Here is a 22,928-nt window from a genome sequence, read left to right as displayed (position 1 = left end):
AATTAAGCTAATAAGCCATCTATCGGTTTCCCGAACAAATCACAATTTAGCCCTTCCACTTCATGTTTGAAGTTAACTTATTTGTCGTAAATCAACTCCTATGACTAAATACAAAAATAGTGAAAATACAGCTTTAAACGCATGCGTTACATCTATTTAAATCAATTTGGAATTGTTCTAAACAGCATTTGCGCAATCATGCCCGTTTTTTTCCTATCCGCTATTTCTACTGCCTGACGTTCAAAAAAAATAGGTGATTTATTTGACTAAACCACCTATTCTTTTTATATCGTTTCTACATGTATATCAATATCTTTCAGCGCTTTGACAGTTTCCAAAGGATCTGTGGCATTAAACACAAATGAACCGGCCACCAGCACATCTGCCCCAGCTTTCAATAGCTGTGCTGCATTCGCAGTCGTTACTCCCCCGTCGATTTCAATCAACAGGCCATCGTTCACACCCGCAGCCATCGCTCGTAACTCCTGAACCTTGGCATAGGTGTTATTAATGAATTTTTGACCACCAAATCCCGGATTGACCGACATGATGCAAACCAAGTCTAAATCCGCTAGCACATCTTTCAGAAGAGCCACCGGAGTGTGTGGATTCAATGCAACCCCAGCTTTACACCCCAACTCTTTAATAGCAGCCAGTGTACGATGCAAATGCGTACAGGCCTCGTAATGCACAGTAATAATTGCTGCGCCTGAATCTTTACATACTTGCAAATAACGATCTGGATCAACAATCATCAAATGTACATCCAACGGTTTAGTTGCATGTTTTGCAATAGCCTGCATAACTGGAAATCCAAAAGAGATATTAGGAACGAAAACGCCGTCCATAATATCAATATGAAACCAATCTGCGTCGCTGTTGTTTACCGTGATGATATCATCGTATAATTTTGCAAAGTCTGCAGCAAGAACGGATGGTGCAATGAGATGTGATTTTGTTGACATGTTGTATTTTTTCTGCAAAGATAACAAGTATTTTTTGTTCATCACAGCCTTTACCCTATTTAATGCCCATAAACGAAAATTGGCAGAAGCTGCAGAAAATAAATTATAACTACATTTGTATATTTACAGCATATAAAAATAAAGCTCGCAGTGGGAAGACTAAAAATAAAATACAGAAGAGAATTAAATACAACGGAAAACCTTGTCCGCAAAATTGGATTAATACTTATTACCATCTTTTTGATCTGTATATTTCTTCCCAAACAACCCCGTTTCCGCTATGAATTTCAAAAAGGTAAAGTATGGAATCACGAAAATCTAATATCGCCCTACAATTTTGCCATATTAAAAACGCAAGAAGAATTGAATGCGGACAAGAAAAGTATCTTAAATACCATTCAGCCTATCTACAATGCCAATACAACCACCAGCAAAGAGCAAATTGATCAATTCAACACCGATCTGGCCGAAAAGTGGCAGAGCAGCAAATTAGATACGACACATGAAAATATAGCGGATTATAGAAATGCCGGAAACGCCATCCTCAATCATCTCTATAGCAAAGGTATCCTATCGTTGAACAATAGATTTCAAAACCGTAGTAACGACAAATCCCCAGCCTCTAAGCATTATAATTTTACGCTCATTCAAGACAAAGTCGCCAGCCAAAAAAATACGGCCGACTGCTATACGATCGAGAGCTCCTACAGTTATATGGACGACATTATGCCCAAACTGACCAAAATAAAACAAAAGAGCTGGCTGGTGGAGACACTAAAAAACTATATTACCATTAACTACATTTATAATGATCAGCAGACAGAGGCCTTGGAACAAAACGCGATTGCCAACATTTCAGCTACGCGTGGCGTTGTCCAAAAAGGGGAACTGATAGCCGAAAAAGATAAAATAATTTCCAATGAAACCTACCAAAAGCTTGAATCGTTACGTAAGGTATACGAAGACGAAGGCAAGATCAGTGGCAACCAAAATTATGTGACTTTAGGTCAATTTTTGATCATTTCACTGGCGCTTTCTATTTTGATGGTGTTCCTTTTTCTGTTTCGAAAAGACATCTATTTTAACAACAGATTGCTCGTCATTATCATGATCGTCATCATCGGTATGCTTGCCGTTTTATCCTGGGCCATTAAAATCAAAATACCCAACCTTTACTATATACCGTTTTGTGCGGTCCCCATTATCATTCGTATTTTATTTGACACACGTGTGGCGCTCAATATCCATCTATTGATGGTGCTATTAGCAGGATTATTCGTCCCAAATAGCTTTGAATTTGTTTTTCTACAATTTATGGCGGGTATAGTTGCGATCTACAGTATCAAAACATTGGTTAAAAGAGAGCAATTGTTTATTTCATCGGCAATCATTCTGGGAACCTACTGGATTGCCTATATTGGATTGGTGGTGACCAGAAATGGTTCCATTGACACGATCTATTGGTCCGACCTCCTTCCATTCTTCGTCAGCGTATTGATTACGCTCCTTGCCTACCCCATGATTTATGCCTTTGAAAAATTGTTTGGTATCGTGTCTGACCTTACCCTCATGGAGCTTACTAACAGTAATTCCAAATTGCTAAGAGAACTTTCTTTCAAAGCCCCGGGGACCTTTCAGCATTCCTTACAGGTAGCTAATCTTGCGGAAGCGGCAATTTATAAAATTGGTGGAAATCCACTACTGGTACGTGCCGGAGCACTCTATCATGATATCGGCAAATTGACTAACCCTCAATTTTTCATCGAGAATCAAAAGACAGAAAAGAATCCTCACGACGAGCTATCCCCTGAACAAAGCGCACAGATTATTATTTCGCACGTCATAAAGGGTGTCGATATTGCTAAAAAACATCAATTGCCAGACGTTATCCTTGATTTTATCCGCACGCACCATGGCACTACCCGTGTAGATTATTTCTATAACCTTTTCGTGAAGAACAATCCGGATAAATTGGTGGACGAGTCGTTATTTACCTATCCAGGCCCCATTCCTTTTTCAAAGGAAACAGCAGTGCTCATGATGGCAGACTCCGTTGAAGCTGCGTCCCGCGCATTAAAAGAGCCATCCGAAGAGTCCATCAATAATCTTGTGGATAAGATTATTGAACACAAATTGATGCGTGGACAGTTCAACAATAGTAACATTACCTTAAAAGATATCACCGAATCTGCGGTTATTTTTAAGGCGATGCTCAAAAGTATCTATCATGTTCGGGTGGATTACGATTTAAGCAAAAAAACAATATAATTTTAATTGCCAAACAACAAATTGACTGTCAAACGCTTATTGCAACGTTACATTTTTTTTGCATTTTTTTTATTATTTAGACTTTGCAGAATCAAATAATTGCTTTATGTTTGCAATGTCAAAACGAGGAGAGGTGCCTGAGTGGCCGAAAGGAACAGTTTGCTAAACTGTCGTACTGGAAACGGTACCGCGGGTTCGAATCCCGCCCTCTCCGCAAAAGACAAAAAAAGCTTTCTGATAAATCAGAAAGCTTTTTTACATTTAAGCAGTTAGAAATTGCGCGGCACCGGGATTTCCTGCACTTTACTTTCCCTAAAATCCTTCATACTTTTGGGTTCCTTAGCTTCCAATTCTGCAAAATCCACAACACCGTTTTCTTTCGCCCACTGGAAATAAGCAGTAGACAAATGAGACACGACGTCGTGATGCTGTCCGGCAACATCGTTCCGTTCAGTAGGATCCTGCGCAAGATCATAAAGTTCCCATTTATAGGACGGCCAGCTCGATACAAGTTTCCATTTTCCAATACGTGCAGCTCGATTACCAGCGCGCTCCCAAAATAAACCTTCTTGTCGCCGAACGGTATCTTGATTTTGGAACAAAACCTGAAGCAAACTCTTTCCTGGTAAAGCATTCGCCTTATGCCCCTCGTATTCTTTTGGATATACCGCACCAACCAAATCGTAAAAAGTTGGTGCCAGATCAATGACGTGACCAGTGCCCTGCTTGACGCCTTTCGCGATTTTACCAGGAAACCAAGCTATAAATGGGGTATTAATCCCACCTTCATAGGTATAATCTTTAAATGCTTTAAAAGGTGTATTGGAGGCATATGACCAATTTTTACTCTGCGATTCATAAGAACCCAGTGTCCCAACCGGTCCTTTATTTATCCGGGCGCCATGATACCAGCGAACAAGATCTTCGGCCGGCGCACCGTTGTCTGACAAGAAAACAATCAGTGTATTGTCCAATTGTCCGTTGTCTTTTAGCTTATCTAACAATTTTCCTATAGTCTGATCCAATCTGTCGACCATAGCCGCAAACACTTCCATTTTTTTTGCCCACAGCTTTTTTTGATCAAATGATAATCGTGACCAATCGTAAATATCCGCATCAACAAGCGATGGTTGGGTCGCTTGGGATACCAGTCCTAATTGTTTCTGGCGTTCAAAGCGCTCTTGACGTATCACCTCCCACCCACTGTCATACCGGCCTTTATATTTGGCGATATCTTGCGGCAACGCTACTAATGGCCAATGTGGGGCTGTATGTGCCAAATAGAGAAAAAAAGGTTTATCCTGCGTTTTGATTTGATCCAAAAACGCCTCAGCTTGACGATTGATTACCTCTGTCGAAAATGAACCTTCCAAGGGATAGCCTTCAGAATCGGTTTGTTCATGAAAAGTCGGCGCGCCTGAATCTGCATTTTTTTCCACTCTTGGAAATACCAAATCAAAACCGCGCTCCCAGGGCAAACTTTTCCCTTTTCCAGACACGTGCCATTTACCCGAGGTTGCCGTGATATAACCATTCAACCGGAGGACTTCGGCAATGGTCAGTGATTCCGAATTAATATAACCCTGATAGGCAGGCAGTCCGAGATCGTTGGAAAAATACCCAACGCCAGCTTTGTGTTGATATTGCCCTGTGATTAGGGAGGCCCTTGTCGGCGCACATATCGAATTGTTATAAAATTGCGTCAGCTTTAGCCCTTCATTGGCTAAACGATCCAAATTGGGTGTAGAAATTTCCGAACCGTATGCTCCAATATCGGAATAGCCTAAATCATCGGCCAAAATCAAAATGATATTTGGCTTTCTTTGTTGTGCATAACCTAACAGTGTAGCAACCACAAGGTATAATGTCAAAATTATCTTTTTCATGTTCTTCATTTATAGTCCTATCGAAATTGATTGTTTGTTTTTAAACGCTTGTAATCCACAACGGAATTCTCTTCAGCCCAGGCTTTATACCTTGCTTCGAGATCTTTCACGATAGCTGGATAACGGCTAGCAAGATTGTTGTTTTCGCTTCGGTCTTCATCGATATTGTATAATTCGGGTTTGTTACCATCCTTAAATAAAGAAACTAATTTCCATTTACCATATCGCACGGCACGATTGCCTGCACGTTCCCAAAATAGCGGAACATGCCGATCGACCTGATTGCTATCTGAACGCAATAGCGGTCTCAAACTCAACCCCGGAAGTGTATTTATCGCCGTGTCGCCGACATGTTCGGGATAGGTCGCACCTGCAAAGTCATACAAGGTGGGAGCGATATCAATAAGATGGCCTCCACCCTTCTTAATCACGTTTTTCCGCACCTCTTTTGGGTACCACACAATGAAGGGGGCACCAATGCCACCTTCATACGGATTATCTTTGTAACTTCTCAAAGGTGAGTTTCCGGTTTGGGACCAATTGCTGTTTTGCACATCATAGGAACCTGGTAATCCGACAGTCTCTGTATTCCTTGCCGTATACACGCGTGTACGATCCCCGCCCTGGGCACCGTTATCCGACAAAAAAATGATTAGTGTATTCTTATCTTTTTTTAGCTCTTTTAACGTTTTTCTTATGCGGCCGATGCTCTGATCCATTCGATCGATCATACCGGCAAAGACCTGTTGGCGACGTTGCCAATACTGCTGCTCATCATAGGTCAATTTATCCCAGCGCTGTAGCGCAGTGTCTTTTTTGGCAATGGCCTGCCCGATAGGAAACACACCTTTCTGCTGCGCATTTTCATAACGTTGCGTACGCAGGCTATCCCATCCCCCACGATAGACTCCTTTATACTTTTGAGTTTCTTCTTCCGGTGCCTGCAGGGGCCAATGTGGGGCATTGAATGCCAAATACAGGAAAAAAGGCTTTTTATCTTTCTGCTGTTCTTTCAGAAAACCAATGGCTTGATCCGTGATCTCATCTGTCAAATAACGTCCCTTTGGCAAATAAAAGGGTTTATTATTCCGGATGAGCGGTACTGTTGCCTGCTCCGGTCCATTTACTTCATAAAAATTGGACGCCCCGCCAACAAAATTGAAAGACCGCTCAAACCCGCGCTGTGCCGGCCACTGATCGTAATCATCACCCAAATGCCATTTTCCCGATATAATAGTGGAGTAGCCGGCCTGTTTCAAAACCTCAGCCAGCGTCCGTGACTCCCGATTTAAAAAACCCTGATAGGCAGGCAGCCCAAGATTCACATTAAAATAACCTACACCTGCGCGATGCGCATACTGTCCCGTCAATAAAGAAGCACGCGTAGGGGCACAAATGGAATTGTTATAAAATTCCTGAAATCTCGTTCCTTCTTTAGCCAAGGCAGTCAAATTGGGGGTCTGCAGGTCCGTTCCTCCATAGGGCTCTATATCCGAAAAACCCAGATCATCTACCAAAATCAATACAATATTCGGTCGATTGTCCTGTCCCCAGCTTATCCTTGGTAAAATGGTTAGGCAAAGTGCTACTAATAAATATGTCGTTTTCATCTACTTAAAATTTGATTAATACCTTATCGATTGATCCAATCGGGGTGCTGCGAGAGATTAGGATTGAGATTCAGTTCCCGTTGTGGCGTCGGAAAATGAATATGGCGAGCCGATGCATTCTTCTTGCCTGCAGCTTTCAGCTTAGCAACATAATAGGTAGCTCCCCTGCGAACCAGATCAAACCACCGTTGATATTCGTAAACAAGCTCCTTTCTGCGCTCCTCAAAAACCAATTCTCTAAAAGCATCCTTCGTTTCCGTAACGGATACTTCGTCTATTCCTGCACGACGATGTACCGCATTAATCGCATTACGCGCTTCTAAAGTCGGCCCGTTCAACTCGTTTTCGGCCTCTGCAAAAGTTAACAATACCTCCGCATAACGGATGATCGGCGTATTTTTGGAAGACTGCCCCTGATTTCCTACAACCGTTTCATCATAATATTTACTGAATTGCGGTTTGTTTAAGGCATAGTATTTACCATCTATTGGTGACACCATTCCCGTTGTAAAGGTCACAGAAAGACGTTTGTCACGTGTAGCAAAGCTTTTATATAATCCTCCTTCGCTATGAAGCGCATCTGCATAATCCCCATTTATGCCAGGAATATCGGCTGGCGCAGATCTACTGGCCAATGAATTCCCCTGATAGCCACTATTGCCTTTAAATTGAGCTGAAAATATATGTTCAATGCCATTTTTCTCCCCAGTATTAAAGACATCGGCAAAATCTTGGAAAAGCGCATAACCTTCTTTATCGATAACTTCCTTCGCTAATAATTTTGCATTGGCCCAATCCCCTCGCGTCAGATAGACTTTAGCCAAAAGACTTTTGGCTGCTCCAGCAGTGGCGCGTCCTTTATCTGATTCCGAATAAGACTTATAGTTAGGCAGCGCCGAAGCAGATTTTAAATCTGCTATTATCAATCCATACACCGCATCCTCCGTCGCTTTGGCCACATAGAGTTCTTGAGGAGATAAAGACTCTACTGGGCTCGTTACCAGTGGAACTGGTCCAAACCAACGCACTAAATTAAAGTAGTGGAGTGCCCTCAAAAATTTCGCTTCGTTGATCAGACGCTGTTGGAGAGTTGGATCGATCTGACTTGCAGACAGCACACTTATTTTAGCAATATTGACATTTGAAGCATTGATCGCATCGTAGCTCTGCTTCCAGAGCTGTTCCATACGGTCATTGGATGCATCATGGGTTAGATTGCTCAGCGCTCTAACATGTGCATTTCTAGCCCTCGGCCCTGCTTCATAATCATCTGTGGCCATTTCAACACCAATCTGGAGCAAGCTGTTGTACAAAGACTGTCCAGTTTCATATAACTTTCTGTAAGTTCCTGTCACTGCAGCTATGGCTTGATCCTGATTAAGATAATATTGCTCCGAAACCAAAGCACTTGCGGGATCCTCCTCCAATTTCGAGCAGGAAATTGCCGTTAGAAGAATCAGAATGACAGTGGGTAAAACATGTATTTTTTTCATTTGATAAATTGCTTTTTATTGATAATGAGCTAAACTCAGGACTTCTCACTATTTCTATTTAGAGATCTATTAAAAGGTCAATGAAACTCCAGCAGAAAAAGACCTAGATGCAGGGTAAATGCCCAGATCGGTACCTATCTGTACATTGCTCCCTGAGGTAACCTCCGGATCAAAACCTTTATATTTGGTCCAGGTTAAAAGATTTTGAGCTGTTAGATAGAGATTGAGTCCCTTTATTTTAGCGTCCTGAAGCCACTCTTTAGGAAAACTGTACCCAAAATGCAATGATTTTAGCCGAACAAAAGAACCGCTTTCTACAAACTGGTCCGAAAATACAGGAGCTGGATCTAACTTCGCCCGGGGATAAGAATGACTCGGGTTTGAGGGAGTCCAGCGCTCCAATGCATCAATTGATGCATTCTGTTGACCGGTAAACATCTCCAAATTCTGCCTATTAATATTCAGAAGATCATTCCCGACAGTGCCTTGGATGAGAAACGAAAGATCAAAACCCTTATAGGACATACTATTGGTCAATCCGAAAATAAAATCCGGCTGTGCATTACCTAGAATCGTTCTATCATTTGCAGTCGTAAATTGTCCGTCACCATCGATATCTTTGTAAAGACGGTCACCCGCTTTAGGACTCGCATTCCCTGTAAACTTACCTTTAGTACCCTCCTCTCCCGACTGCAGAATACCATCGGTAACATTGCCATAGAAGGTGCCTAAAGGCTCTCCAGCTTTAATGCTATAATTTCCAGAAATATAAGAACTGGCGCCGTCACCAATCTTCAGTACGGTGTTGCGATTTAGGGAAAAGTTTACATCTGTGCTCCAGCTGAACAATCCCTCGATGTTCCTCGATTTCAACCCCCATTCAAATCCTTTATTTGATACAGACCCAAAATTCTGAAGGGAAGAGGCATAACCGGAGGTCCAAGGTATTTCCACATTAAGCAGGAGATCCTTTGTCTTTTTATAATAATAATCAACTGTAAATTGAAGACGGTTGTTAAGTAAACTGATATCAAACCCGCCATCATATTGTACAGTGCTTTCCCAACCGAGGTTTTTGTTGGGAATACGTTGCGGGGCAAAACCAGTGACCACGTTGTTTCCAAACAGATAATTTAGGCTATATAAGGTAGATAATGATTGATATTGCCCGATTTCCTGATTACCCGTGGTTCCAAAACTCGTACGAATCTTAAAATCATCTACTCCAGGAAATGCTTCCTTAAAAAAAGACTCATTGCCAGCGCGCCAAGAAAGTGCTATCGACGGAAAATTTCCCCATTTGTTGTCTGCCCCAAAGCGGGAACTACCATCACGACGGAGACTTGCCGAAACATAATATTTATTTGCGTAATTGTAATTTACCCTGGCAAGATAAGAGTGCAATACCCATGCGTAGTTGTCAGAAGAAGGACGTACAATGGTGGATCCACTCTGCAGGTTATTGAACAGTAAGTCGTCGGTCACAAAATTTTCCGCTCCAGCGTTGAAGATCGCATTTTTGGATTCTTGCTGAGTAAATCCAAGTAAAGCATTGAACGTATGTTTTCCTGTGTTCGCCGAATAGTTTAATGTGTTTTCATTCAGCCATGAGGTTCCATCCCAATTCCCTAAGCTTGCTTTCCCCTTTGAACCTGCCCCCTCATAGATATAGGATGGCAAATAAAACTTATCATTTCGGCCATTTAGGTCAACGCCAACCAATACCTTCGCTTGTAGACCATTTAAAATACGATATTGTCCAAAAGAAGTTCCCAGTATCCGTAGTCCATTGGATGAATTTGTCGTTTCTTTCAAGGTAGCTATTGGGTTGGCAAAGATGTTTTCAAAAGGATTTCGTAATGTATAGGCACCGTTGGCATCATACACAGTTGCCGTCGAAGGCATCATAAGCAAAGCATTGACAATTCCTGTCGGCGCTATTTGCGCATAAGTTTTGTTGATGGATAAATTTGCACCAACCTGTAACCGGTCGAAAGGATTTGCGTCGATATTTGATCTAAATCCTACACGCTTGAAATTCGTGTTGACAATGACACCCTGCTGATCAAAATAATTTGCGCCTAAATAGTATTTCACCTTTTCAGCTCCACCCAATAAAGAAAACTGCTGATTATAAATCTTTCCAGTTTGAAAAGCCTCTTTTTGCCAATTTGTACCAGCACCTAGCTGATCGATTTCAGTTTGACTGCTGTATTGAAAAGCTCCGAGGTTGGGATTTGCATCGTACAAGGCCTCATTTCTTAAGATTGCAAAATCGTGAGCATTCAGTACCTCGATTTGTTTTAATACGTTTTGTGCTCCAAAACTCCCCTCATAGTTTAATTGTACCTGTCCTGCTCTACCTTTTTTTGTTGTTACCAAAATCACCCCATTGGCACCTCTGGATCCATAGATTGCAGTTGCAGCAGCATCTTTTAACACTTCAATACTTTCAATATCTGTTGGGCTGAGGCTTGCTAATGGGTTTACTGGTGTGCCGCTCCCTATTCCTGTACTTTCTGTTTGATTGTATATTGGAAATCCGTCAATAACATAGAGGGGTTCATTTCCCCCCTGGATGGATGCTCCGCCACGAATGCGAACACTCACACCTCCGCCGGGTTGTCCCGAAGTTTGTGTAACCTGAACGCCCGAAATTCCTCCCTTCAATGCCTGATCAAGCGAGGATACGGGCTGTCTGAGAAGCTTCTCAGGCAAGGTCGCCACAGCCCCGGTGAGATCACGACGTTTCTGGGTTCCGTACCCTACAACCACAACCTCATCTAAGTCTGTTGAGACGGGCGATAGCGCTATTACAGTCGGTGAAGAATTGACAACTACCTGTTTTTTCTCATAGCCTACAAAACTGACGATTAACGTAAAAGGGAGCTTCTGTCCTGTCACAAACTGGAAATTACCTCGGTTATCCGTTTGTACACGATGTGTTACAGCTTCCAATTGTACCGTAACGCCCGTAAGAGGTTCATGGGTTTTCGCATCGATAACTTTACCGATTAACGATGCATTAATAATTGGTTTGGGTTCTTGTGCCTGTACACTTCCAAATGCGTACAGAAAAAGCACAACTAAAAGAGAATACCAAAGTACTCTGTGTTTTTTCATCGTAAATTCTATTTAATGTGAAAATGCAAACAAGTGCCAACGCCATTGGTACTCTTGTTATAAATAAGATGGAATGCTTATTGGACAATAAGCAGCAGGAAGGTCGTGCTTTTCAGCACATGCGCATTCGACAAATAAATAGATAAAAATTAGATGCAATGAAGCATTTTTGGTTGCTCTCTCGATAGAAAAAGTAGTCGTTTTTCATACTTGTAAAATATTTAATGAGATAATTTTGTAATCGTTGCCAACGCCAATCGTTAACGACTACCCAAATATAAAACTATTTACAATAATATCTATATACTTAGTAGTTTATTTATAAAAAAGTGAATTCATTTTTATCAACAAAGCAGCTACACAACTATCAGCTATGACTTGACAAGATTTTTGTTACAAAGATATAGTTCATCCGAACTTTTAATCCGTTAATATCTAACGCCAGCAAAACATCATCAACTTGTAGCCAAATTTGCCGTTTAGACAGTGCTTGTTCAGTGCTCGTCCAGTGATTACTCAGTCATTATTCAGCCAGCAGTGACTAAGTAGTGACTGATCATTGGCTAAAAAATGAATTAATAGTGTCTATTGGGATAGATTGGGATTAGGTTATTCCAGCTTTAATGCTTATCTTAAATGTTTATAACCTTATAAGCAATTATGGCAATCATTAAAAATGGCGTTAATGGAACGGTCTCCGGAAAGGCAGGTTCTGTTGTATTTGTTTTGACTAAAGCAGGAAATTATGTACGCTCTCTTCCTCGCGTAAAAAAGCGAAAGCCCAGTGCTGGTCAGTTGCTTTATAGAACACGTTTCAAAATGGTGAGATCACATATCATTATGCTCAATCCGATCATCAAATTGGGGTATAAGACATATAGCGCTCCTAAAAGGCCATACGACGCCGCGATGTCGTATAATTTGAAAGAAGCTCTTATTCGCCAAGATGATGGCTTTGCGATTGACTGGCAGAAGTTTATGATCGCGAAAGGAAGTCCAAATCCCATCAGTTCTTATAGCATCGAATATGATCTGGAAAATCAAGTGCTTGAAGTTACTTGGGAATATGACACTTATCTGGAAGAAAAATTTAAAACCCAGCACTACAACTCCTTCTTAGTTTTGTATAGTGCGGCAGATGAAGGAGTGCCCTTTCAGATGTTAACCAATGACTTAGAGAGCACCTTATCTTCTGGAAAACAAAACATTAAGATCAAGAAAAATAAAAACGAAGTGACCTATGAAATGTTTATCTTCTTTTTAGAAAGCTATGGCGAAGGTAATACAGATAGTTTGCACTTGGGTAGTATAAAAGTTTGAGAAGAGTTAATAGAACGATAGCATAGCTGAAGTTGTGGAATAGATAAAAATTGGTCCTACGACTGCTAAAAAATACCTGAAACCAGTGATCAAGTTTAGGACCAATTGGTCTATTTTTGCAATAAAGAACGGTGAAATATGAGAAAATTAATTGGATACTGTTTAGTTATACTATTTGTAGAGCCACTTTACACAGAAGCGCAGGAAAATTTAAAATTCGACGATAACTTCAACTTATGGAATGTTCGGGCTGGTCAGCAGGCCACCGTCTTTGTGGCAAAAGCTTACGTACGCAAGCAACCTAATCTTAAAGCTGCCATGGTAGATTCGCTATCTGTAGGAAATGTCGTTACGATCACTAGCCCACCATTTAAAGGAAATACCATAAAAAATTTTTATGCCCCTTGGCATGAAATAACCTATACTAAAGATGGCATCAAAAAAACTGGCTTTATTTGGCTGGGGCTCTTGGCGCTTGGAAAACAAAGTGCCTCAGATGGCTCGCAATACATATACGGTTTTGAACGTTTAACCGAAATTAGCGACGAACAGAATCATTTCTCAACAGGTGTCAAAATTCTCGATGCAAATGGAGACTTTCTAGCAGAACATACCTATCCTTTCACTTACTCTGGGCAAACCTTCGCTCAAAGTAAATTGCTTCCGGCAATGGGTCTGCAAAACGTCAAGCAAATTCTGCGTATGGAGTTCTTGGGTGAAGCCTGCGGCATACCATCGGAATATTACTATATGGCCTGGACAGGAAAGCAACTTATCGATCTACCGAGTCGGTATTCGGTCGCTGATGCGGGTATTTATTATTACGATGAAAAGATGCTATTTCCTTCCGAACATGGCAAAAACAATCAGATTATCTATAAGTACATCGAAGAAGGGGAAGCTTTGGACGAAAATGCAAAAAATCCAAATTTTAAAATCACAAAAAAGCAGGAAGAGTTCCAATGGGGTGGTACAAGTTTTCAAAAGGTTCTGACATCCAACTAGTATTTTATGCGGCAGCACGATTCAGACTCCTTAACATATTGCATCGTTTTAGTAACACTTACAACTGTTTTATAAAGGTTTATCTCGTAAAGAAATAAACCTTTTTTTGATGATTACACGTCAATTCATGATTTTTATAAACCAAAACAGTATATTTAGTATCAGTAGTAAAGGGAGGAGTGAAATGATCAAATTAATTTATTAAAATCAACGTTCGATTCATGGAGAAAGTGGTTATTACGGGTGGTACTGGAGCTATTGGTCTCCATTTGACAAAGCTATTGGTTGCCAATCACTATGATGTGATTATTTTTACCAGAAATCCCAAGTCGTATCCTGCGCAAGCCAAGGTTAAGTATGTACATTGGGATCCCAAAAAACAGGAGGTAGATGTCAAATCAATTCAAGAAGCTGACTATATCATCAATCTGGCAGGCGCAAACCTTAACGCCAAGCGCTGGACAAAAGCGTATCAGCAAGAAATTATTGCCAGCCGTGTAGAAAGTGGGCAGTTGCTTTACCAAAGTTTAAAAAAGCTACCAAATCGTGTTAAAGCTGTCCTATCAGCTTCCGCTATTGGTTGGTATGGAACGGACGACCCTTACCAGAAAAGGCCTTTTATAGAAGGAGACCCCCAAGGGGGCAATTTTCTATCCTGGGTTTGCAACCTTTGGGAAGGCAGTGTTAAGCCTATTGAAACGTTGGGAAAAAGGCTTGTTGTATTCCGCTTTGGAGTTGTGATCAGCAAGGACCAGGGATTGTTAAAGGAGATCGGCCGCTTCCTACCCTTTCGTTCAATTCCAATATTGGGTTCGGGCAAGCAGATGCTCAGTTGGATCCATATGGATGATCTCTGTCGTATGTTGTTATTTGGCATACAAAATAATAACCTCGCAGGCATTTACAATGCCTGCTCATCTGAACCGCTTCCCCTTGCCGAATTTACCAAAAGAATCGCCCGGCGTACTTATGGCCCTTTGTACCTAAAGCTTCCTATACCGTCATTTTTGATCAGGTGGATGCTGGGAAAAAAAGGACAGGAAATGGTACTCGATGGCACATGGGTAAGTAACAAAAAGATTGTTCAGGAGAAATTTCCGTTTAAATATCCGCTTTTGGATAATAATTGTATAGACAATTTACATATCGATTAATGGTTAATCGTTGTTACTTTGGGCCCTTTTTGGGACAAAATCCGTATATTTGCGGCTTATGAAGATTTTTAGATATGGCGCAAAGGGCTCCGAAAAGGCGGGAGTCATTTTAAACGAAAAGAGATATGATGTTTCAGTAGGAAATTTCCAATATAACCGCGATTTCTTTGCGGATGTCTCGAATTTGGAAAGACTACAAACCTATGTCATTGAGAATAGCGACAAGCTTAAGGAGATAGCTGATGACGAGCGTATCGGAACACCATTAGAAGCCCCTTCCAAAATTCTGTGCGTGGGACTTAATTTTGATGATCACGTGAAAGAAACGAAATTGGAGCAAGCTTCAGAACCTATTGTCTTTATGAAATCCGTATCTGCTTTCAACGGACCTTTTGATGGAATTACCCTTCCGAAGTCCTCTGTGAAATCAGATTGGGAAACTGAACTTGCCATTGTTATAGGAAAAAAGGCTTCCTATGTGACGGAAGAAGAGGCACTGGATCATGTATTTGGCTACGTGCTGCACAACGATGTTACAGAGCGTGAGTTTCAAATCGAACGCGGCGGAACCTGGGATAAAGGTAAAGGATGTGACACCTTCGCACCTATTGGTCCGTTTATAGCGACCAAAGACGAAATAAAAGATGTTGATCATTTAAGAATATGGCTTAAGCTCAATGGTGAGCTTATGCAAGATGGCAATACAAGCGATTTTATCTATCGCATTCCCAAGTTGATTTCCTATTTAAGTCAATTTATGAGCTTACTTCCAGGTGATATTATTTCTACGGGATCGCCTGCAGGATCTGGAATGGGAAAATCGCCGCAAAGATTCCTTCAAGATGGTGATATTATCGAATACGGCATTGATGGACTCGGCTCGGCAAAGCAGGTGATTTCGGCCTACAAAACGGCATAAGAAAAGGATGTAATGAGTTCTTTTTTATCCGTGGCATTTGTGTACATTTATGGCATCATCATACATTTGTCCAAATAAAACATTTAACTCCTGACAGAGTCAATGATTCAACTAAACAACATATCCAAATCGTTTGAAGTAAAAGCCGCGCGTATTGATGCCTTAAAAGATGTCTCCCTGTCTATTGGCAAAGGGGAAATTTTCGGCGTTATAGGTGCCTCTGGGGCAGGAAAAAGTACATTAATCCGCTGCGTCAACCTGCTGGAAAGACCAGATTGTGGTCAAGTAATGATAGAAAACGAAGACTTGATGTCGCTGTCGGCCAGTAGTCTTATGCTGAAAAGGAGAAAAATTGGAATGATTTTTCAGCATTTCAATCTCTTATCCTCAAGAACGGTATACGAAAACATATCTTTTCCACTTGAACTGGAGGGAAAATCAAAAGAATTTATCCGTCAAAAAGTGCTGGAACTATTGCGCTTGGTAGGATTGGAAGACAAGGCCGAAGGCTATCCTGCAAATCTTTCAGGCGGTCAAAAGCAGCGCGTTGCCATTGCAAGAGCTTTAGCCAACGACCCTTATATCCTTCTTTGCGACGAAGCCACAAGTGCGCTAGATCCAGCGACAACAAAATCCATCCTCAAGCTGCTAAAAAAAATCAATAAGCAACTTGACCTGACAATATTGCTGATCACACACGAAATGGATGTTATAAAAAGTGTCTGTGATCAGGTTGCAGTATTAGACCAGGGAAGACTGATCGAAACGGGCCCGGTAGAGGCAGTATTTGCCAATCCAAAAGAAATAACCACCAAGAATTTTATTCAATCTTCACTTGAAGTTGAAATTCCGCTGAGTTTCCAGGAACGATTGAAAACTACGGGGAATCCACTGGTAGAAATCTACCTCACTTCAAATGAAGAGTCCATCTCTTTTATAGCATACTTGGAACAAAAATTTGACGTCAAAACAAATATTATTTCGGCACAAATCGACTATATTGGTGAACTGAAATTCGGGGTTATATTGGCTGAACTATCCGGAGAACAAGAAAATATAACAAACAGTCTATCTTTCTTAAAAGAAAAACATGCACAAACAAAAATCTTAGGCTATGTCTGATCAGGTATTTACACTGCTGTTATCAGGTACTTTAGAGACCTTAGCCATGACTTTTCTGTCGGGCTTCTTTGGTTTTTTGCTAGGGCTACCCCTTGGAATATATCTTTTCTTAACCCGAAAACATCAGTTGCTCGAAAACAAAGGTATGCACCAGCTTGTATCCTTGCTCGTGAATATTTTTAGGTCTATCCCATTTATCATACTCATTGTATGGATGATTCCGTTTACACGTCATATCGTAGGAACATCAATCGGGATGTCCGCAGCATTGGTTCCATTGAGTATAGGCGCAGCGCCTTTTATTGCACGACTTGTGGAAAATAGCCTACTTGAAATTCCCAACGGCCTGATTGAGGCCGCAAGAGCAATGGGCGCAAACGCAAAACAGGTAATTTTTAAAGTTTTGCTTCCTGAGGCTCTCCCCTCGCTGGTAAACAATGCAACAATAACGCTAATCACACTTGTTGGCTACTCCGCAATGGGTGGCGCCGTGGGTGCTGGTGGACTGGGACAGATTGGTTATCAGTATGGTTATGTCGGATACGATACTTTTATCATGAATTCTGTTTTAATTTTATTAATTTTAATCGTATTCCTGTTGCAATACACAGGAGATTACATCTCAAAAAAAGTAAACCATCGATAACATAAATTGGATGATATGAAAAAATTGAACTATGCATTTGTAATCTTAGCCCTCAGTCTCCTAACGGTTGTGGCATGCAATAACAAAGAAAAGAAAGAGAATATCCTTAAAGTAGGTGTAGTGTCAGGACCAGAAAAGGAGCTTGCAGAAACGGCTAAGAAGGTTGCGAAAGAAAAGTTCAATCTGGATGTTGAGTTGGTGGCTTTCAATGACTATGTGGTACCGAATGAGGCATTAAATCAGGGCGATATCGATGTGAACGTATTCCAGCATCAGCCCTACTTACAGGAGCAATCGAAACAACGCGGTTTCACTAAATTAACCATCGTTGGAAACACCTTTGTATTTCCCATTGTTGCCTATTCAAACAAAATAAAAACGATCACTGCTTTACAGCCTGGTGCCGTTATAGCTATCCCTAATGATCCTACCAATGGCGGACGCTCACTGTTGCTTCTCCAACGAGAAGGCATTATCGGTCTAAAAGAAAATGTAGGTATACAGCCTAAAGTAACCGATATCGTGAGCAACCCCAAACAGATTAAAATCATCGAAATGGAAGCTCCGCAGCTGCCTCGCGTTCTTGATGATCCGCAAGTGACCATTGCCATCATCAACAATAGTTTTGCCGCTCAAGCTGGACTGGATCCAGAAAAACAAGGTTTGTTTACAGAAGACAAAGAATCTCCTTATGTGAATCTGATTGTTGCCCGCGCAGACAATAAAAACGATGAGAAGGTGCAACAGTTTATTCAGGCGTATCAATCGCCGGAAGTAGAAGCAACTGCTAAAAAAGTCTTCAAAAATGGTGCGATTAAAGGCTGGTAAAATTTAGAAAAGTGATAGAATCAGCCGATTTATGCCCCTGTGGCACGGGTATTACCTATGGTGAATGCTGCCGACAAGTACATCGTTTCCATGCCAAAGCCAGTACAGCAGAGGCGTTAATGCGCGCACGTTATAGTGCCTTTGTAAAAAAGGAAATCGATTTTTTATACCATACATTTGATCCCTCGACAAGGAGGTTTCAAAATAAACAGGCCATCGGACAATGGGCAATGGAGAACAAATGGATGCAGCTTAATATTCTTAAATCTACGCTCCATACCGTCGAGTTCGAAGCGCATTATCTGGATGCACAGATGCACGTGCAGATTCACCATGAAAAGTCTACCTTCAAAAAACAAGGTGACCTCTGGTACTATGTAGAGGGAACAGTAAAATAATAAAAAAGGCAGTTTTAACCTCGGTTAAAACTGCCTTTTTAGTGGTAGACTAATTATTTTACCAGTCCCTATACTTTTCTAGACCAGTTCTTCTGTATCTTCACGATAAGGAGCTTCTTCATCAAACTCTCCTTCCCATTTAGCGACAACAACCGTTGCAAGACAGTTTCCCACAACATTTACCGATGTGCGGGCCATGTCCATCAATTCATCAATACCCAAAATTGCAGCTATAACAAATGTAGGCAATCCAAACTGATCAGCTGTAGCAATCAAAATAATTAATGAAGCTCTTGGAACAGCGGCAACGCCTTTTGATGTGATCATCAATGTAAAGGCAATCATCAGTTGATGGCCAAATGACAAATGTATACCTGCAGCCTGGGCCACAAAAATTGCTGCTAATGAGAGGTAAAGAGATGTACCATCCAGATTAAAGCTATATCCAGTAGGAATGACAAATGACACAATTTTACGTGGGACACCAAATTTTTCCATCGCACTCATTGCTTTCGGTAACGCTGCATCTGAACTCGTTGTCGCAAATGCAATCGAAACAGGTTCCTTAATTGCATTGATAAACCTTTTGACAGGGATTTTCAGGTAAAGTGCGACAGGGAGAAGTACGAGACATAAAAAGCAGAGCAAAGCGAAATACAGCGTAGCCAATAACATGAAGAGATTCTTCAAGATGTCGACACCAAGATGCCCTACGGTATAAGCCATAGCTGCACCAACCCCTATTGGGGCAAAATACATAATGATGTTTGTAAATTTAAACATCGCTTCAGACATGCTCTCGGTAAAATCTACCAAAGGTTTACGCTTCTTTTCATCCACCATCGCCAATCCGATACCGAATAAAACCGAAAAGACTACAATCTGCAAAACCTGATTATCAGCAACAGATTTTACAATGTTTTCCGGAAATAGGTCACGTATAAAAGAAGTAAATTTATAAACGGGATGCACATGGTCAGGAAGTGTTTTAAGGATATGCTCATCCATGCTTTCTTTGGGAGCAGGAAGTTCTTCATGCGGCATATGGGCAACATCAACCCCCACGCCTGCCCGAGTCAGATTAATAGCGCCTAAACCGATAAAAATAGCGCATGTTGTAGCACAGAAGAAATACAGCATAGATTTCCATGCCATACGTCCCACTTGCTTCAAATCGGAATGCCCTGCAATTCCATAAACAAGGGTAGCAAAGAGAATCGGTCCAACAATTGTCTTGACCAATTTGATAAATCCTTTACTTAAAGGTTGCAGGGAAATTGCCAGATTTGGAAAATCCAACCCAACGAAGATCCCGATAATCATACAGGTCAAAATCCAGGTGGTCAAATTTTTCTTAAAAAGCGCATTGACAACCAGAACGGTAGCAACTATCCAACGGACAGCCATTAGAAATTCATGCGAAAAGCCTACAACATCAAATTCGTATAATACAGCAATGATACAAGCTAATGTAACTGTGATTAGGGTCATCAACCCTATTTTGGTTTTTAACATTTAAAAGATTTTAATGGTCAAAAGAACAAAAATAAAAAAATACTATGCTTTTGCAAATATTATTATTCCAAATAGCCATGTTTCGCAACAAAATATCGATTTCTCTAAATTCGAGGCCACAAAAAAAGGCAGGAAAATTTCTTCTCCTGCCCAATATTTTTTACGGAGCAATAAACTTATTCCGCGTGTAACCAAGATTTTTTCGCTAAAAGCTCGTCGTTAGACTCACGCACATCTTCGTCGTCCACACAACAATCTACAGGGCAAACCGCTGCACATTGAGGCTCATCATGGAAACCTACACATTCTGTACATTTATCCGAAACAATATAATAGACTTCATTTGAGATTGCTTCCTGAGACTCATTGGCATCGAGTGTAACGCCGTCGCCAAAATCAATAATCCCGTCCAAAGCCGTCCCATCTGAGAATTTCCAAGTTACACCAGCATCGTATATTGCATTATTTGGGCATTCCGGTTCGCAAGCACCACAGTTAATGCATTCGTCTGTAATTTTAATCGCCATTTATAACCTCACAATTATGATAAATAAACTATTTTTGCATTATCAATATGAAACAAAGTCGAATTGTACAATAAGGCTAGTTGATTCACGTTGATTAATGTTAACAGCACAAATATAACACAAATTTGTGTATTCATCTTTTAAAATTTTAATATTTTGACAAAGGAACAACGAATAAATGCATTTGTAAAATTAGGCGAACAGCTTCAACTGCCATCTGAAGAATCCAGTCAGATCATCCAATCTGCCCAACATAAAAACCCCTGGTATACCCCACAAAATGTTGAACGCGCGCTACAGGCAATTGCAGAAAATCTTACCATAGAGAAACTTACGCATTGGTTGGCGCCATACCCAGATACGCATTCGACAAAAACTGTAGGATTAATTCTTGCTGGCAATATACCTTTAGTCGGATTCCATGATATCCTCGCTGTTCTGATCAGTGGCTTTAAAGCCAAGATAAAAGTATCCTCTGACGACGCGGGACTGACGGCCTATGTACTGGGTCTGCTGGATAAAATTGACCCGTATTTTGGCGATGCTTTTGAAATTGTTGACCGATTAAAAGATTTCGACCTGGTCATCGCAACGGGATCTAACAATAGTGCCCGCTATTTCGATTACTACTTTGGTACCAAGCCGCATATCATCCGCCGCAATCGAAATAGCGTTGCTGTACTGGGGGGCGCGGAATCTCCTAGCCAGCTGGAAGCTCTTGGGCATGATATTTTCGATTACTTTGGACTGGGTTGCCGCTCTATATCCAAAATATTTATACCAAAAAATTATCCAATAGCGCAGTTTTTTGAGGGTATAGCGATATTCAACAATGTGACAGCGCATTTTAAATATACCAACAATTACGACTACAACAAATCCATCTATCTGATCAATGGCGATAAGCATTTTGATAACGGATTTTTATTGCTCAAAGAAGACGAGAAAACAGCTTCTCCCCTTGCTGTGGTTTATTATGAAACTTACGAAACAGTTGCTGAAGTCGAAAATAAACTGATATTAGCGCAAGAAAACATCCAATGTATTGTATCCAAACTGCCATTAGAAGTGCCGTCTCCCGTTTTTCATTTTGGCGAAAGCCAAAGTCCATCGCTGGATGATTACGCTGACGGTGTGAATACGCTTGATTTTCTATTTGCCAACCGTTAAGCTTCCTTTAAATTCGTAGTAAAGAAATTGCATTAAAAATACTAACTTTGAATCTATGTATATCATTAAAGTAAAAGGTGTCGCCAAAATCCCTGATTATGTACAACTAAGAGATGATGCCTTCACCTTGCTTGCATATTTTAGAGTCGACCGCCCGGACAAATCACTTGATAAGATCGGATTAGGAGAAAAGGCAGCGTATATCATGCAACTGGTCAGAGAAATGCCTTTTGGACAAATTAAAAAATTAGAATTTTAGCTTCCATGATTGAAAATAAAGTTATTACATTAAAGAACGTTGACATCTTCCAACAGAAACATTTGGTATTGTCCAATGTAAATTTAAATATCGGCAAAGGCGAGTTTATCTACCTTATAGGTCAGTCCGGCAGTGGAAAGAGTAGTTTGTTAAAGATAATTTACGGCGACTTATACATTGGTAATGGAGAGGGCATGATTGCTGGTTTTGATTTAAAAAAACTGCATGAAAATGATGTTCCTTACCTGCGTAGAAAACTGGGAATCGTTTTTCAGGACTTCCACCTTTTATCGGATAGAAGTATCGAGAAAAACCTCGAATTTGCCCTTAAAGCAACAGGTTGGAAAGACAAGAAAATGATCGATAGCCGTATATTGGACGTATTGGAAAAAGTTGGACTTCGCTCCAAATTAAAGAAGATGCCACATGAACTTTCTGGCGGTGAACAGCAACGTATTGTGATTGCCCGTGCCTTATTAAATAATCCAGAAATTATTTTGGCAGATGAGCCTACAGGTAACCTGGACCCTGCTACATCAGAGGAAATTGTCTTGTTGCTAAGAGACATTGCCAGCTCAGGAACAGCCATATTGATGGCCACACACGATTATACCATTATCCGCAATATGCCTTCTCGTATCATCAAAACCGGCGATGGTATATTACAGGACAATGTCAGTATCTAGACGGAAAACTGACATATAAAAATACCGATTCCGA

At 40.8% G+C, this 22,928-nt stretch carries 19 protein-coding genes and 1 tRNA gene; 13 read left to right on the top strand and 7 right to left on the bottom strand.

Going from position 1 to position 22,928, the window contains the following annotated elements; translation table 11 throughout:
- Nucleotides 1–284: 284 nt before the first annotated feature.
- Entirely contained in the window at nt 285–965 is a 681-nt protein-coding gene (gene rpe, locus B2W36_RS12910) for a ribulose-phosphate 3-epimerase (RefSeq protein ID WP_293888049.1), read from the bottom strand.
- Between the two features lie 150 nt (nt 966–1,115).
- Here rpe and B2W36_RS12905 point away from each other — a divergent pair, with 150 nt between their 5' ends.
- Together B2W36_RS12905 and B2W36_RS12900 are read left to right on the top strand one after the other, a co-directional pair.
- On the top strand, nt 1,116–3,233 hold the full coding sequence (locus B2W36_RS12905; protein ID WP_293884531.1) for an HD family phosphohydrolase: 2,118 nt from the start codon (nt 1,116–1,118) through the stop codon (nt 3,231–3,233).
- Between the two features lie 127 nt (nt 3,234–3,360).
- A tRNA-Ser gene (locus tag B2W36_RS12900) sits at nt 3,361–3,447 on the top strand.
- A 55-nt stretch (nt 3,448–3,502) separates the two neighbouring features.
- Here B2W36_RS12900 and B2W36_RS12895 read toward each other — a convergent pair.
- The 4 genes from B2W36_RS12895 to B2W36_RS12880 form a co-directional block, all read right to left on the bottom strand.
- On the bottom strand, nt 3,503–5,119 hold the full coding sequence (locus B2W36_RS12895) for an arylsulfatase (protein ID WP_293884530.1): 1,617 nt from the start codon (nt 5,117–5,119) through the stop codon (nt 3,503–3,505).
- A 17-nt stretch (nt 5,120–5,136) separates the two neighbouring features.
- A complete protein-coding gene (locus tag B2W36_RS12890) occupies nt 5,137–6,729 on the bottom strand; it encodes an arylsulfatase (RefSeq protein ID WP_293888048.1) in 1,593 nt (530 codons plus the stop codon).
- A gap of 23 nt (nt 6,730–6,752) precedes the next feature.
- Nucleotides 6,753–8,222: a RagB/SusD family nutrient uptake outer membrane protein gene (locus B2W36_RS12885; protein ID WP_293888046.1), complete on the bottom strand. Its 1,470-nt coding sequence runs from the start codon at nt 8,220–8,222 to the stop codon at nt 6,753–6,755.
- Between the two features lie 69 nt (nt 8,223–8,291).
- On the bottom strand, nt 8,292–11,345 hold the full coding sequence (locus B2W36_RS12880; protein ID WP_293888045.1) for a SusC/RagA family TonB-linked outer membrane protein: 3,054 nt from the start codon (nt 11,343–11,345) through the stop codon (nt 8,292–8,294).
- Between the two features lie 660 nt (nt 11,346–12,005).
- Here B2W36_RS12880 and B2W36_RS12875 point away from each other — a divergent pair.
- The 8 genes from B2W36_RS12875 (at nt 12,006) to B2W36_RS12840 (ending at nt 18,737) form a co-directional block, all read left to right on the top strand.
- Nucleotides 12,006–12,665: a DUF6266 family protein gene (locus B2W36_RS12875; RefSeq protein WP_293888044.1), complete on the top strand. Its 660-nt coding sequence runs from the start codon at nt 12,006–12,008 to the stop codon at nt 12,663–12,665.
- Nucleotides 12,666–12,803: 138 nt separating this feature from the next.
- Nucleotides 12,804–13,670, top strand: a complete 867-nt coding sequence (locus tag B2W36_RS12870; protein ID WP_293888042.1) for a hypothetical protein — start codon at nt 12,804–12,806, stop codon at nt 13,668–13,670.
- A gap of 221 nt (nt 13,671–13,891) precedes the next feature.
- Nucleotides 13,892–14,824 carry a TIGR01777 family oxidoreductase gene (locus B2W36_RS12865; protein ID WP_293888041.1) on the top strand — a complete coding sequence of 311 codons (933 nt, stop codon included), beginning with the start codon at nt 13,892–13,894 and terminating at the stop codon, nt 14,822–14,824.
- 58 nt (nt 14,825–14,882) lie between these two features.
- Nucleotides 14,883–15,743, top strand: coding sequence for a fumarylacetoacetate hydrolase family protein (locus tag B2W36_RS12860; protein WP_293884523.1), 861 nt, complete (start codon nt 14,883–14,885; stop codon nt 15,741–15,743).
- A gap of 102 nt (nt 15,744–15,845) precedes the next feature.
- A complete protein-coding gene (locus B2W36_RS12855) occupies nt 15,846–16,865 on the top strand; it encodes a methionine ABC transporter ATP-binding protein (protein WP_293884522.1) in 1,020 nt (339 codons plus the stop codon).
- A complete protein-coding gene (gene metI, locus B2W36_RS12850; RefSeq protein ID WP_293888040.1) occupies nt 16,858–17,511 on the top strand; it encodes a methionine ABC transporter permease MetI in 654 nt (217 codons plus the stop codon). Before B2W36_RS12855 ends, metI begins: the two co-directional genes overlap by 8 nt.
- A gap of 15 nt (nt 17,512–17,526) precedes the next feature.
- The gene (gene metQ, locus B2W36_RS12845; protein ID WP_209580954.1) at nt 17,527–18,339 is read left to right on the top strand and encodes a methionine ABC transporter substrate-binding lipoprotein MetQ; all 813 of its coding nucleotides are present in this window, start codon (nt 17,527–17,529) and stop codon (nt 18,337–18,339) included.
- An 11-nt stretch (nt 18,340–18,350) separates the two neighbouring features.
- Nucleotides 18,351–18,737, top strand: a complete 387-nt coding sequence (locus B2W36_RS12840; protein WP_293888039.1) for a YchJ family protein — start codon at nt 18,351–18,353, stop codon at nt 18,735–18,737.
- A gap of 78 nt (nt 18,738–18,815) precedes the next feature.
- Here the strand turns inward: B2W36_RS12840 and B2W36_RS12835 are convergent, their stop codons facing one another.
- Together B2W36_RS12835 and B2W36_RS12830 are read right to left on the bottom strand one after the other, a co-directional pair.
- On the bottom strand, nt 18,816–20,252 hold the full coding sequence (locus B2W36_RS12835; RefSeq protein WP_209580958.1) for a dicarboxylate/amino acid:cation symporter: 1,437 nt from the start codon (nt 20,250–20,252) through the stop codon (nt 18,816–18,818).
- Between the two features lie 176 nt (nt 20,253–20,428).
- A complete protein-coding gene (locus tag B2W36_RS12830) occupies nt 20,429–20,779 on the bottom strand; it encodes a 4Fe-4S dicluster domain-containing protein (protein ID WP_209580961.1) in 351 nt (116 codons plus the stop codon).
- Nucleotides 20,780–20,935: 156 nt separating this feature from the next.
- Here B2W36_RS12830 and B2W36_RS12825 point away from each other — a divergent pair, with 156 nt between their 5' ends.
- Genes B2W36_RS12825 through B2W36_RS12815 form a run of 3 tightly spaced genes read left to right on the top strand, consistent with a single transcriptional unit; the run spans nt 20,936 to nt 22,894 of the window.
- A complete protein-coding gene (locus tag B2W36_RS12825) occupies nt 20,936–21,949 on the top strand; it encodes an acyl-CoA reductase (protein WP_293884520.1) in 1,014 nt (337 codons plus the stop codon).
- A 55-nt stretch (nt 21,950–22,004) separates the two neighbouring features.
- Complete coding sequence (locus B2W36_RS12820) at nt 22,005–22,208, top strand: fructose-6-phosphate aldolase (RefSeq protein WP_209580968.1); 204 nt, start codon at nt 22,005–22,007, stop codon at nt 22,206–22,208.
- Between the two features lie 5 nt (nt 22,209–22,213).
- Nucleotides 22,214–22,894, top strand: coding sequence for a cell division ATP-binding protein FtsE (locus B2W36_RS12815; RefSeq protein ID WP_209580971.1), 681 nt, complete (start codon nt 22,214–22,216; stop codon nt 22,892–22,894).
- Nucleotides 22,895–22,928: the final 34 nt, after the last annotated feature.

Origin of the sequence: Sphingobacterium sp. UBA3549, assembly GCF_002376635.1 — a bacterium.
Classification (GTDB): Bacteria; Bacteroidota; Bacteroidia; order Sphingobacteriales; family Sphingobacteriaceae; genus Sphingobacterium.
The sequence above is the reverse complement of the archived record's forward strand: the minus strand, read 5'-3'. Positions and strand labels throughout refer to the sequence as shown.